This window comes from Candidatus Nitrotoga sp. AM1P (assembly GCF_013168275.1).
Classification (GTDB): Bacteria; Pseudomonadota; Gammaproteobacteria; order Burkholderiales; family Gallionellaceae; genus Nitrotoga.
The window spans coordinates 144,383-158,591 of record NZ_AP019547.1 but is presented as its reverse complement, the minus strand read 5'-3'; the positions used below and the strand labels follow the sequence as shown (position 1 = coordinate 158,591).

7 protein-coding genes are annotated in these 14,209 nt (G+C 49.2%); 3 read left to right on the top strand and 4 right to left on the bottom strand.

Going from position 1 to position 14,209, the window contains the following annotated elements; translation table 11 throughout:
* Positions 1 to 5: 5 nt before the first annotated feature.
* A complete protein-coding gene (locus tag W01_RS00715) occupies positions 6 to 677 on the bottom strand; it encodes a DNA-3-methyladenine glycosylase family protein (RefSeq protein WP_173051759.1) in 672 nt (223 codons plus the stop codon).
* A 263-nt stretch (positions 678 to 940) separates the two neighbouring features.
* On the opposite strand from W01_RS00715, the gene W01_RS00710 reads away from it, so the two are divergent.
* Both W01_RS00710 and W01_RS00705 read left to right on the top strand, forming a co-directional pair.
* The gene (locus W01_RS00710) at positions 941 to 5,122 is read left to right on the top strand and encodes an RHS repeat-associated core domain-containing protein (RefSeq protein ID WP_198421310.1); all 4,182 of its coding nucleotides are present in this window, start codon (positions 941 to 943) and stop codon (positions 5,120 to 5,122) included.
* 53 nt (positions 5,123 to 5,175) lie between these two features.
* Positions 5,176 to 6,003 (top strand): hypothetical protein, encoded by an 828-nt coding sequence (locus tag W01_RS00705; protein WP_173051758.1) that lies wholly within the window; start codon positions 5,176 to 5,178, stop codon positions 6,001 to 6,003.
* Positions 6,004 to 6,376: 373 nt separating this feature from the next.
* On the opposite strand, the gene W01_RS00700 is transcribed toward W01_RS00705, so the two are convergent.
* The 3 genes from W01_RS00700 to W01_RS00690 form a co-directional block, all read right to left on the bottom strand.
* Positions 6,377 to 7,588, bottom strand: a complete 1,212-nt coding sequence (locus W01_RS00700) for an ammonium transporter (protein WP_445082536.1) — start codon at positions 7,586 to 7,588, stop codon at positions 6,377 to 6,379.
* A gap of 196 nt (positions 7,589 to 7,784) precedes the next feature.
* Complete coding sequence (locus tag W01_RS00695) at positions 7,785 to 8,333, bottom strand: NUDIX domain-containing protein (protein WP_173051757.1); 549 nt, start codon at positions 8,331 to 8,333, stop codon at positions 7,785 to 7,787.
* Between the two features lie 47 nt (positions 8,334 to 8,380).
* A complete protein-coding gene (locus tag W01_RS00690) occupies positions 8,381 to 10,483 on the bottom strand; it encodes a thioredoxin domain-containing protein (RefSeq protein ID WP_320416770.1) in 2,103 nt (700 codons plus the stop codon).
* Between the two features lie 575 nt (positions 10,484 to 11,058).
* Between W01_RS00690 and W01_RS00685 the strand changes: the two genes are divergently transcribed.
* Positions 11,059 to 14,127, top strand: coding sequence for a transglycosylase domain-containing protein (locus W01_RS00685; RefSeq protein WP_242006991.1), 3,069 nt, complete (start codon positions 11,059 to 11,061; stop codon positions 14,125 to 14,127).
* Positions 14,128 to 14,209 lie beyond the last annotated feature (82 nt).

Genomic DNA, 14,209 nt, shown 5'->3' with positions numbered 1-14,209 from the left:
ATGGACTACTTGGATTTCAAACGCTTGAATTCCTCTGCTGCTCGCCACAAATACCAAGTAGCGGTTGAGCGATAAGGACTCCATGCCAACCCAATTTTGGACAGCTCCTTGGGCAAGGGCTGCTTGGACAGTGACTTCATCACCCGCCAACCTTCACGCACGCCAAAATCGTCAACGGGTAAAACATCAGGGCGTTCCAGCGTGAAGATAAGAAACATCTCTACCGTCCAGCGGCCAATACCGCGTAGCGAAACCAGCCGAGAGACCAGCTCTTCATCCGTCATTGCCAACGCAGCACTTCTGACCGGTACAGCCCCATCCAGAGTCCCATCCGCGATTCCGCGAACTGTCGTAACTTTGGTAGTAGAGAAGCCACAAGCGCGCAGTATATTTCCATCGGTAGCGAGAATGCTCTTTGGCGACGGAAAGGGTACATCCGGATAGAGCGCCAAAAATCGATTAAGTATTGCTTCGGCTGCCCGCGCATGAAGTTGCTGGTGAGCAACTGCCCTAATCAACGCCTCATAGGGTTCACGTTCTGGTTTTGGCTGCAATCCACATCGGCCGACGCGAGCAATCAAGTTTGTCCAATCGGGATCTGAGGCTGCCAAATGCGCAACTGCGGGACCAAATGGATCAACAATCGTACTGATGGCACCTGCTGCCACAATAGTCATAAAGCCTTTCTGAACGTCAGGTCGATGCGCTTGCAGCCGAGGATAGACTTATCGCTTTCCAATAGACTAAAAAACCACCGCCAAATGCAATAGCGACACCCAGCAGCGTACCGGAGACAAAACGCACTTAATCTAAAAAGCAATATATTATGCAGGAACGGGGCTCGAAATACGATAATCTACCAGAAGAGCCTGGAAGCAAAAAGGCGGCACATTTTTCCATGTAGCGGCTACATTCAACCCCATGAAGGGATTTTATCAACATGAACTACTACCGCCTGTTTTTGTTGTCCCTCATCCTGAGTGCTAATGCCACGTTTACCAATGCGTTTGCAGCAGACCGCAGCCCTGAACTATCGTATTCCGGATATGGAACTGCACCAGAGCTAAAGATGGCCATATACTCGATATGGCTAGCCCAATTTGGACTAGTTGGCTGCGGCTTTGAACAATGGAGCTGGATCGAAACACCAACCTATATAACGGGCGTGCCGGAAACAAGCCCAATATGTGGGGGTTCGCATGGTTATAATTATTACTATATAACCAAGGTGTGCGCTACCGGCTATGTTGCTGACAGTCCTAGCTCGCCCACTTCCTGCTCGCTTCCAGATGGCGTGGTTGACTTAACCAAAGAAAAAGGGGCGCCTGATGATCAGTCCTGCTCCAAGCAAGCGGGAAACCCGATTAATATTGCTGTTGGCAATAAATATCAGGAAGAATTTGATTATGTTGGAACGGGCGCTGCCCCGTTAACGTTCTCCAGGATATACAACGGCCAAGATGGGCTGTGGCGCCATAATTTTTCGGCCAAGTTGAAAATTGCATCCGACAATATTATTTTGGTAGGGGCAGATGGGCGGGAATCCTATTTTTCTTTGAGTAATGGCATTGCGACTGCCGAGCTGGATGAGCTTGGAAAATTAACCCGCAAAAATGAATTATGGGTTTACACCTCTCCCAAGCAAATAACCTCCACTTTTGATGATGCTGGACGCCTGCTCCGGCTGGAAAAACCGTCCGGGGAAGACTACACGCTCACGTATGGGACGGATCTAAGCGTACGGGTGACAAATAACTTTGGAAGCTTTCTAGAACTCTCTATCAATACGACGGCGCAAGGGCAACCATCAAAATTAATCACAGGCGATGTTCAAATAAACTATGTCTACGACCTTCAAAAACGTCTGATTAAGCGCAGTGTTATCCGCAATGGAATCACCGAATCGCGCACGTATATCTATGACGACAGCCGCAATTTAAAATGGCTCACCGGTATTATTGATGAACGCGGGGTGCGTTATGCCAGTTGGATTTATGACAACCAAGGCCGCGCTATTTCAAGTTCACATGCCAATGGCGCTGAGCTGACAACCATCAGCTATAACACCGATGGCTCATCCACAGTCACTAACGCGCTGGGCAAACAGACCACCTACCAGTTTCAGGTTATTCAGGGCGTGAAGCGCATTACCGCTATTCACGGAGAGCCGTCACTTGGCTGCCCGATGAGCAACACCACGCTTACCTACGACGAACACGGGCTGATCAAAACAAAAATCGACAACAAGGGCATAATCACTGTCTATGATTACGATGGCCGTGGCTTGGAAATCAGCCGTACCGAAGCCGCAGGGACATCTCAAGCCAGGACGACAACCACTACCTGGCACACAGAATTTTTCTTGCCGTTAACGATAACTGAACCCGGTCGCACCACCACCTACACTTACGACGACCACGGATGGCTGCTAGGCCAAACCAGTGTTGGCACAAATGCCCCAACCGAGCGCACTTGGACCTACACCTACACAGCGCAAGGCTTGCCCGAAACCACCGACGGCCCGCGCACGGACGTATCGGACATCACCCATTACACCTATGACACCCAAGGCCGCTTGACCAGCGTCACCAACGCCCTTGGCCACCGTACCACACTGAGCAATTTTGATACATCCGGCCATCCGCAAACACTGCTTAATGCCAACAATATCAGCAGCACCCTGACCTACGCCCCGCAGGGCTGGCTGGCCTCAATCAGCACGGCAGGCAGCACCACCCGGTTTGACTACAATGCAGTGGGTGACATCACCCAGACCACCCGGGGAGATGGCAGCGCGCTAACCTACACCTGGGATGACGCACGCCGCTTGACCGCCGTCACCAACAACCTAGGCGAAAAAATCGAATACAGCCTCGATGCCATGGGCAACCGCACTGCCCAATACCTCAAAAATATCAACGGCAGCCTGACCAAACAAAACACCTGGGTTTATGACGAACTGGGGCGTTTGCTCAAAAGCATAGGCGCTGGTAACCAAACCCGCCAGCAAACCTATGACCTCAACGGCAATCCGGTACTCACCATCGATCCGCTCAGCAATATAAACAACCAGGCCTATGACCCACTCAATCGCCTGATACAAAACACCGATCCACTCAATGGCATTACCCAATTTGACCATGACGCCCAGGGTAATCTGATCCAAGTCAAAGACTCGCGCGGCGTCACGACACGATACCAATACGACGGCCTCGGCAACCTGTCCCAACTGATCAGCCCTGACAGCGGTACCAGCATCTACCTGCACGACGCTGCCGGCAATATTACACAACAGACTGACGCCCGTGGTGTCGTCACCCTCTATCAGTACGACGCCCTCAATCGCCTCACCAACAAAACTTTCCCGGCAAACCCTGCGCTGAATATCATCTATGCCTATGACATGATCACCAGTGGCAACATCGGCATTGGTCGGCTGACGGCCCTACAGGACACTGGCGGCCTGATTGGCTACAAATACGATGCACGCGGCAACCTGGGCGAACAACTCCGCTTCCTGACAGTGGCAGGGATAGAGCAGGACGAAAGCCTCAAATACACCTATAACAACGCCAACCAACTAGCTAGCATCAGCTACCCGGAAGGCTTCAGCATAAGCTATTCGCGCAACAATGCCGGCCAAATTACGGGCATCAACCTGACCATAGGCACACAACCCCCTACCGCACTAGTCAGCAACATCAGCTACCTGCCCTTTGGCCCACTCAAAAACCTGACCTGGGGCAATGGTATCCAACTGAACCGACAATACGACCAAAACTACCAGCTGACCACACAAACTATTGGCACCTGGCAAAGCACCCTCAGCTACGATGCCAACGGCAACATTAAAACCCGCAACCACAGCCTGTTTGGCAACCTAAGCTACAGCTACGACGCATTGGGCCACCTCACCGAAGAAAAAAGTACCGTCCTACGTAAAACCTACAGTTACGACGCCACCGGCAACCGTAAACAACGCAGCACTTACGGCACCGCCAATGGAATAGAACAACAGACCGCCACACAAACATTGACCACCGCTACCGACAGCAACAGAATGCTGCAGAACGACAGCTGGGCAATGACACTGAGTGATGCCGCAGGCAACACCCTGCGGCAATCCAAAAATCTCGTTTACGCTTACAACGGCCAAGGCCGCCTGAACGAAGTACGCAACCCAATCAACCTCTATGCCAACTACAGCTACAACGCCCTAGGTCAAAGAATCCTCAAACGGATCTTCAGCGCCAACAATGCGGTTACCCCCACCACCACATACAGCTATCTATATGGAGCAGATGGCCAACTGCTTGGACAAAAGACCTACAGCTCCACCGGCAAACCAAGCAAAGCGCAATACTGGGTCTGGCTCGGCGGCCAGCCGATTGCCGGAATAGAATTGGAATACACCGGTAAAGGCGCGGTCAACAAAACCAGCCAGTACTACCTGCACAGCGACCACCTGAACACTCCACGCATGGCCACCAACCAAAGCAAAGCCCTGTTGTGGAGTTGGAATAGCGACGCCTTTGGAGCTAGCGGTGTTAATGGAGACACGCATGGCAATAAACCCTCCCTCGACATGCCCCTGCGCTTTCCTGGCCAGCTCTATGATGCCCACACAGCCATGAACTACAATTACTTCAGGGACTACGATCCCAATACCGGGCGATATATCCAGAGTGATCCGATTGGGCTTCAAGGGGGCATAAATACATATACATATGTAAATGGTAACCCATTGAGCTACACCGATGCGCTCGGGCTTGCCCAGTTTGGGAAGAGACCGTTAGACGGAATGCCTTTCAAGCTAAATAACCTCGTTGATAATTACTTCAATACAGAGATAAGCCATGAGCAAATCTTTTATGAGGATGGAAAACAACCAGCAAATGAAGGATTTTTTGGGGATAGTACGGTAAGACCAGACAATCCAAACAATTTATCTAAATACGAAATGTTTGGACCCCACTATGACGATACCACAATGCGAGAAGCTGTTGAGGCGGCCAAGAGAGATATAAAGCCATATTGCCTCATAGGCAACAACTGTCAGGACTTTGCGGATAAGATACGTAAGGAATATGAGAGTAGACGCCCGAAAGCATGCTACAAATGAATTTCTTCACACTAATGTTGCTAGCTTGCTTGTCCCTGTTTGCGGAAGGTGCCATGTCTGAAACCGTGAAGCTGTCTGGTCGGCTTGTATATTCCGCAGGAAGCAATGATATTAGCTTGATCGAGTTGCGTAGCTTGAAGTATTACAATCTAGGTTCATTTTCAACTGATAGCATTAATCACTTTACAAAACTGTCCGATCGTGTCGTTCTCTTTGAAGACTGCACCGGGATCAGGAAACCAAATTGTCTTTTGAGGAAATTTGATATAGATGCCAAGACATCTAGCACTTTGCGCTCGGGCTACCTACCAACATATATCCCGGAAAGCAAGACACTCCTATTCTATGATCTGGACGGGGAATCAGGACAAAAATGTTTATATACGGCTAATATTAGGACTCTAGGTACTGCTCAGAAAATTGCAAAAGCACCTGCGGACATGATTTTGCCTAATGGTTTAACATACCCACTAATCACTCCACCACTTCAAATATCTAATGATGAAGTTATATTTGTGGGAGAAGATCAGGATCTTTGGATATTTCAAATATTAAACTCGAAGCTCACGCCAACAGGGATCAAAGCAAGCGTTCCATACGTGTGGCGAAAACGTACTCAACAATTGATTTCCTATAATTGGAAATCGCAAGAGTTTTATCAAATTACTCTTAAGACTGGGCATGCCGAAAAATTGCCGCAACTCAAAGGAGCATCCGGCTTAGTTTACCTTCCAAATGATGACGTAATTATTTATGGAAAATCTCGCATGCATATGCTGATTTCAGAAATCAGCGATATTTTTACATATAGTTTCAACACCAAGAAAGAGATTAAGCTTCGTGCCCGCAGCCATATAAGCAGCGGAGTATGGCTTCCATAAAAAACCGTAAGGCGGCATCAATACCTATACCTATGGGGGGAATCCGGTGAGTTGGGTCGATCCGTTAGGTCTTCTTCACTACAATGCCCCGGCACCGCGAACTGTCCCTGTTACAGGAACTACTGCGACCAACCTTCCAATGTGTAGAAACCTGTCTCCAAGGCATCACAGGCAATTCAGGACTGGATCTACTAATTACGGGAGGAGCAGAAACCAAAGGACATACACGCAGCAAGCGTAGCCTGGGCTAATGTAAGTTGGCGCTGAGCTTGCGAAGTCCAACATCACAAGGGAATGAACACATGAGGAGGCCTCAGGGTCTGCCCGGATTCTAAAACTTTGTTTTACATTCATGCGTGAAGCAAGCCCAAAACTACCATCCCGATTCGCGTTCCGGTGATGCCGTAATCTTATGTATGCTTAAATCCGAACCATTGAATTCTTCTTCCGCACTCAGTCGAATACCTACTGTTTTCTTCAAAAGAAAATACACTAAAAATCCACCGCCAAATGCAATAACGACACCCAGCAGCGTACCGATTATTTGCGCCATAGAACTGACTCCACCCAGCCCTCCCAATGCCTTTAACCCGAAGATGCCTGCTGCAATACCGCCCCATGCGCCACATAATCCATGAAGCGGCCAAACGCCAAGGACGTCATCGATTTTCCACCGGTTCTGCGTCAGAGTGAACATCCATACAAACAATCCACCCGCAATACCGCCGGTCAACAATGCGCCTAGGGGGTGCATCACATCGGAGCCGGCGCATACGGCTACTAGCCCGGCCAGCGGCCCGTTGTGTACGAAGCCAGGGTCGTTCTTGCCAACAAAAAGTGCAACCAGTGTGCCACCCACCATCGCCATCAGCGAGTTAACTGCAACCAGGCCACTAATTTTACCTATCTCTTGCGCTGACATGACATTAAAACCGAACCAGCCCACGGTGAGGATCCATGCGCCTAGTGCAAGAAAGGGAATGCTGGAAGGGGGATGCGCCGAGATGCGGCCTTCCTTGGTATAGCGTCCGCGCCTCGCACCAAGCAATAAAACAGCCGCCAATGCTATCCAGCCCCCCACTGCATGCACCACAACAGAACCGGCAAAATCGTGGAACTCCGCACCGAATTGAGTTTGCAGCCAACTCTGTACACCAAAACGATGGTTCCAGGCAATGCCCTCGAAAAAGGGATAAATAAAACCGACCAGTAAAAAAGTGGCGGCTAATTGCGGATTGAATTTGGCCCGCTCGGCCACACCACCGGAAACAATCGCGGGAATGGCAGCGGCAAAGGTAAGAAGAAAGAAAAACTTGATCAGTTCATAGCCATTTTTCTGAGCCAATTGTTCAGCATCGGTGAAAAAATTGACACCGTAGGCGATGCCGTAGCCGATAAAAAAATAGGCTAGCGTGGAGATGCCGAAGTCGGTGAGAATTTTCACCAATGCGTTCACCTGATTTTTCTTGCGCACCGTACCCAACTCAAGAAATGCAAAACCAGCGTGCATCGCAAGAACCATGATAGCGCCGAGCAGAATAAACAACGCGTCACTGCCCGTTTTCAGGTTTCCAATATTTTCCATTGCTTACTCCATATATGAACTAATCCAGAGGTTATATGCAAATTTCGTTCCAGTTTGCTCGTGACTTGATTTGCATATGTATTCCTGTGGGATTAATTTTCACACATGAACATGTTCACCAATATGGTGCATCAATAATTCATTTATGCTCCATATTGGCGCGCCATAAAGTAGCAATATGAAGGCTTTCAGCTAGTTAATATTTTTTCCAGCCATTCAACATTTTTTCCAGCCAGAAAATGCCAACAATGGTTTTACTGTCATTGATTTTGCCTTGTCTTATCCAGTCCAGTGCATCGGAGAGCGATAGCTCAAATACTTCGAGGAATTCACCATCGTCTAGTTGTCTACCTTGGTAGGTCAGACCTCGCGCCAGAAAATATTCCATTCGTTCATCGGCAAAACCTATACATGGCCAAGCCGTGGTCAAGTGCGTCCACTGGCTGGCAATGTAGCCGGTTTCTTCCAATAATTCGCGTTGCGCGGTAAGCAAGATGTCTTCGCCATGATCAATTTTTCCGGCAGGTAGCTCAATGAATTCACGTTGCGGCGCATAACGGAATTGCCGTTCCATTACTAGATCGCCATTATCCAGAATTGCCAATACCGCCACCGCACCGGGATGAACTATATGTTCACGGAAGCCCACACTGCCATCCGGTAACCGCACATTGTCTTTAAACACCTTGATGAAATCGCCTTCATACACAGCCATTGAATCAATACGCGTTTCTTTTAAATCCATAAATACTCCTTAAATTTTATCAACAAATGCATGCCACACGCAGATGACTAAGTATCCTGTGTATTAATACTGTCTGAACCCGTTTCGCCAGATTTACAAACATCTATCAATTTTTGGCAATCATCAATTGCGGGCAAGCATTGCACTCCCTGACAGACCCAAGCGCTAACGTCTTGTGTGTAAGGCTTCGTCAACGTTTGCGGTAGTCCAACAAGCTCGCCTTCTAAAGCCAGAATCAGGGTACCAGGCCAATAATGCTGAGATAATTGCTGGCGCCACGCTGCACTTGCTCCGGGAGCACCACACAAAATAACGATTTGCGGCGGCATGAGATATTCTTGCAAAGTCATTAAAAGGCTAGTGAAGCCCATTGGTTGCTTTGCAAAAAACGGATAATAAAGCGTCAGTGTGCGCTCGGCAGCCTTAAGATAGCGCTGCTCTCCCAAAATATGGCCAAGGCGTTGTAACGCGAGTGCTGCGATGCCATTACCGGAAGGCATCGCATTATCATGCTCTGGCTTGGAGCGATGAATAAGCTTTTCGTGGTCATGGCTGGTAAAGAAAAACCCACCCGCTTGCTGATCTTCAAATTGTTCCAGTAATACGTCAGCAAGCGCGCGGGCAAATTCCAGATCAGCCAGACGAAACTGCGTTTGCAGCAATTCCAGCAAGGCGTCCAACATGAATGCATAATCATCAAGATAGGCATTCAGATGCGCTTTGCCGTCCTTACTGGTAGCAAACAGTCGACCATTTTGCCACATCGTGGCATGGATAAAATCCACCGCGCGCTGTGCCGATAATATCCATTCTGACTCGCCTAATCTCCTACCGGCACGCGCCATCCCTTTGATCATAAGAGCGTTCCAGCTGACCAGTATTTTTTCGTCACGTCCTGGGCGCACCCGATTTGCGCGCGCTGCAAACAATTTTTTTTGCGCACTGGTGAGTTGTTGTGCGATTTGTTCAAGGGGCAGTTGGCGCGCTTCTGCGATGGTGGCTAGCGGCTGGGCAACTATCAAATTCCAATGCCTATTTTCAAAATTAGGCGGATGATCCAAACCGTAATGAGCGGCTACGACGGCATATTCTTCCACACTCAACAAGCTTGCGGCCTGCTCCGGTGTCCACACATAAAATTTGCCTTCCTCGTGTTCGGAATCGGCATCCAGGCTGGAATAATAACCCCCTTGCGGCGACTGCATCTCACCCATGACCCAACCCGAAATACCTTGCACCACACGCTTGAACGATGCCTCGCCCGACAGTACATACGCATCGCTATAAAGTGCCAGCAGTGGGCCATTGTCATATAGCATTTTTTCAAAATGTGGAATTTCCCAACGTTCATCCACACTGTAGCGGCAAAAACCGCCACCCAACTGATCGTAGATCCCGCCATCTGCCATTTTGCGCAAAGTATGAAACACCATGCGATGCGCGTCGAGGTTACCGCCGCGTGTTGCATACCTTAACAAAAATTCCATTTCGGTCGGCAGCGGAAATTTAGGCGCACCGCCGAAACCACCGTAAATGGGATCAAAAGATTGTTGCAATCCGCTGAATGCCTCTTCCAATGACGTTTTATTGAAGCTAATCTGACTTTCTGCGCTCGGCAGGCTAGTGCCGAATATTTGCATCAGCGACGCACTTTGTTTGGCAATGTCATCCTGACGCGTGCGGTATAGATCAGCCACGCGTTCCAGCAAAGGCACAAAGCCAGGCAAATTGTAGCGAGCCTCTTTTGGAAAATAAGTGCCGCCAAAAAATGGCACTTGATCAGGCATTAAAAATAAGGTGAGTGGCCAGCCACCATTACGCTGGGTCAGCATACTATGGGCAGCCTGATAAATATGATCCAGATCGGGACGCTCTTCCCGATCCACCTTGATATTGATGAAATGTTGGTTCATCACTGCGGCGACGTTTGCATCCTCAAACGACTCGTGTGCCATGACATGACACCAGTGGCAGGCCGAATAGCCAATGGATAGCAAGATCGGTTTATTCAGTTCACGAGCGAGCGTTAGAGCTTCCTCGCCCCACGGGAACCAGTCAACAGGGTTGTCCGTATGCTGCTGCAAATAGGGGCTGGTCTCTTGGGCAAGGCGATTAGGCATATTAGGTTCAATAAAAAATACTTCGATCATGTCAGCACTGATACTTGCTTGACGCCAGGTTTATCGTTATACAACATTACCATCACTATGGGATGAGCACCCTATCCACGCATACTGACTATGCCGTCTTAAGAAGCGCACATTCTCTCTTTAAACTATCCAGTTCATAAGGAATGAATGCCGCAGCATTAACAATTCCGCATATATAAAACTCAGAAACCTTTACGGAAAGCATTTTTTCAACCTAAACAGAGTCGAACGCTTCACGATATTTTATTGGATCAGCTATACTTAAAAAAGTTATATTTACGCTTCTCAATCACCTCTAAAATCCGGTTCCCGCCCAATATTGGGTTAACAAAATCTTGTTTATATAGGCAGATAAATGCAGCGCCTTGAAATTATTCCCATGACTTACCTTCCGGCAAACTCTGAATTTTTAAAAGCACCCTCTGGATTTGAATCCGTATAAATTATTTGGTGCAATTTCCGTTTGAATCCACCCATCTATTTTTCCAAGAAGAACTCAACAAGTACTTCTCAATCATCCTGGTAGCTCAATCATAAAGCGCACGCTCAAACTTTTTGCCCTTGCTGTTCTTATCTTGCTTCTTATTGCGCTGGCCCTTACCGCCTTCTTTATTTATCGAGAAACAGAAACCTCTGCATATCAGGCTCGCCGTCTGGCAAAACTGGCTCATGATCTTCGCTGGGAGGTGAAAGGCGGTCCCAATGGTGGTTTACATTTACCCCAAGCGGGGCCGTACGATATACGCCTTGGATATAGTCGATTGCCAGACTTTCTTCAGAATCTGGCCGATCGCGGCTTCCATGTGCATGCTCAGGCAAGAATTTCCCCGCGTATGAAGAAACTCGTTGAACAGGGACTATTCGTTCCCTACCGGGAAAAATCGCAGACCGGGCTCGAAATTGTCGACGGCAACGGTCAACCACTTTACCGTGCTGTTTTCCCAACTCGCATTTATGAAAACTTTGAATCGGTTCCGCCATTAGTAACCAACAGCCTGCTATTTATCGAGAATCGTGAGCTGTTGGATCCGGCCCAACCCAAAAAAAATCCGGCCATCGAGTGGACCCGGCTTGGAAAGGCAGTGCTGGACAAGACGATTCAGTTGGTTCGCCCCGAGCACGACGTACCGGGCGGTAGCACGCTCGCAACTCAAATTGAGAAATACCGGCATTCTCCCCATGGGATGACCCTCACCCCCAACGACAAGATACAACAGATCGCCTCTGCCTCTGTGCGCGCTTATCTGGGTGGGGAGGAAACAATGCCCGCCCGCAAGCGTATCGTAGTAGATTATCTTAATACGGTTCCGCTTGCCGCTGCCGCGGGCTTCGGAGAAGCCAACGGACTAGGCGACGGTTTATGGGCATGGTACGACCTGGATTTCGAACGAACCAATCGCATCCTGAAAACCTGGCCTACAGGTGGCACGGACCTTGCCGAAACAGCACGTTACTATAAACATGTACTGAGTCTCATGATCGCCCAGCGCAGGCCTTCCAGTTACTTGATTGGCGAACGCAAAGCGCTCAATGAACTTACCAATAGCCACTTGCGCGTGCTGGCGCAGGCTGGCGTAATATCGCCCAAACTCAGTGAGGCGGCGCTGAACGTACCGCTGCGCTTCCGTTATGCCCCTGTGCCAGAAGAAACCAGGAATTTCTCTGCCTCAAAGGCTGCTAATGCGGTGCGGGTGCGTCTTGCTTCGCAACTGGGGTTACAGCGCCTGTATGAGCTGGATCGTCTGGATCTATCGGTGCAAAGCACGCTCGACGGCGAATTGCAAAAAAAGACCACCGATATTTTGCGTCAACTCAAAAACCCGGAATATGCGCGCGCCGCGGGACTCTATGGCAATCGCCTGCTGGGCGAAGCGGATCCGGGCAAAATCATTTACAGCTTCACGCTTTCAGAACTGACGCCGCAGGGTGCGAAATTTAGAATTCAGGCTGACAACTTCGATCAACCCTTAGATATCAATAAAGGCACTAAGCTGGATCTTGGATCCACAGCAAAACTAAGGACGCTGGTAACTTATCTTGAAATTGTCGAAGCACTGCATCGCAAATATGCTGCACTCGCACCAGAGATATTGCATAAAGAAGTGAGCGATCCTAATGACGTCCTCAGTCACTGGGCAGTCGACTACCTACTACAAAGCCCGGACAAAAGTTTGGCAGCCATGCTGGACGCTGCCCTGGAACGCAAATATTCGGCTAATCCTGATGAACAATTCTTTACCGGGGGCGGAGCGCATTATTTCCAAAATTTCAAACATGAAGACGATAGCAGGATACTGAGTGTGCGCGAAGCGACGCTCAATTCCGTCAACCTGATTTACATCCGCCTTATGCGCGATATCGTGCGCTACCATATGCTTCATATTCAGGGTTCGTCTGCCAAGATACTCAAGGATGCTGACCACCCTGATCGCGAGGTATATCTCAGGCGATTTGCGGACAAGGAAGGCACGGAATTCATCAATCGTTTTTATCTTAAGTACAAGGGTAAAACGGCGAGCGAGATTGATGAGATATTTTTTTCCAGCTTCCGGCATACGCCGCGCCGACTTGCCGCCGCTTACCGCTATATTCATCCTGAAGCTACACCCGCTCAGTTCAATAAATTCATGACATCACGCCTGCCTGGCCTCAAGGGGCCGGGCGAGCGCGTTCTCCATGATCAGTATCAGCGCTATGCGCCAGGCAAATACTCGCTGGCGGACCAGGGATATATCGTAGCCGTACACCCCTTGGAATTATGGCTCGTGCACTATTTAAGCAACCACCCAAATGCGAAATATAAGGACGTGATCAAAGCCAGCAGCGAAGAGCGTGTGGCTGTCTATCGCTGGCTATTCAAGACCATTCACAAGAATGCACAGGATATCCGAATCCGCAGCCTGCTGGAACTGGAAGCCTTTCTGGAGATTCATCGCAGTTGGAAACGTCTCGGCTATTCTTTCGATGCCCTTGTACCCTCACTGGCCACGGCGATAGGCAGTTCCGCCGACCGACCTGCCGCACTTGCCGAACTGATGGGTATTATCTTGAATAATGGCGTTCGTATTCCCACAATGCTCATCGAACGTCTGCACTTCGCAGCAGGCACGCCCTTTGAAACCATTGTGGAACGTATCCCTGCCCAAGGCGAAAAAATGTTCTCACCTGATCTGGCCGCTGTGGTGCGTGACGTATTGACCGGAGTAGTGGAAAAAGGCACTGCATCGCGACTCGCCCACTCCATAGTAAAAGAAGATGGTACCTGGATCCCGATCGGCGGCAAGACTGGAACCGGTGATCATCGTTATGTCACTTTTTCCTCAGCCGGTGTTATCAAGGAATCCCATGCGGTAAACCGCTCCGCCACTTTTGTGTTCTTCATCGGGGATCGATTCTTCGGAACGTTGACCGCATTTGTGCCAGGCGCGGACGCAGCTAACTATCAATTTACTTCAGCACTCTCTACACAAGTTTTAAAATACCTCTTGCCCACTTTGAAACCACTCACGGATAAGGCGCAACCTCTGCCCGAACAAACCGCATTGAAACCAATCCCCAAGCCCAGCTCAGCAAAGGGAAAGGGGGTAGATGAGGCTGTTAATTCCAGCCAACAACCCGCTCTGGTAGACGATCAACTACCTTAATAGATGAAGCTTTCTACAAATTAATTTGCACTATCGGTCTATACCGATAAGCAAAGTTTGAATCAGAATATGCATCAGAGTT

Excerpts from the sequence above, each read along its gene's own strand:
- W01_RS00715 (WP_173051759.1), bottom strand. The coding sequence starts at position 677 with ATGACTATTGTGGCAGCAGGTGCCATCAGTACGATTGTTGATCCATTT.
- W01_RS00710 (WP_198421310.1), top strand. The coding sequence starts at position 941 with ATGAACTACTACCGCCTGTTTTTGTTGTCCCTCATCCTGAGTGCTAAT.
- W01_RS00705 (WP_173051758.1), top strand. The coding sequence starts at position 5,176 with ATGTCTGAAACCGTGAAGCTGTCTGGTCGGCTTGTATATTCCGCAGGA.
- W01_RS00700 (WP_445082536.1), bottom strand. The coding sequence starts at position 7,588 with ATGGAAAATATTGGAAACCTGAAAACGGGCAGTGACGCGTTGTTTATT.
- W01_RS00695 (WP_173051757.1), bottom strand. The coding sequence starts at position 8,333 with ATGGATTTAAAAGAAACGCGTATTGATTCAATGGCTGTGTATGAAGGC.
- W01_RS00690 (WP_320416770.1), bottom strand. The coding sequence starts at position 10,483 with ATGATCGAAGTATTTTTTATTGAACCTAATATGCCTAATCGCCTTGCC.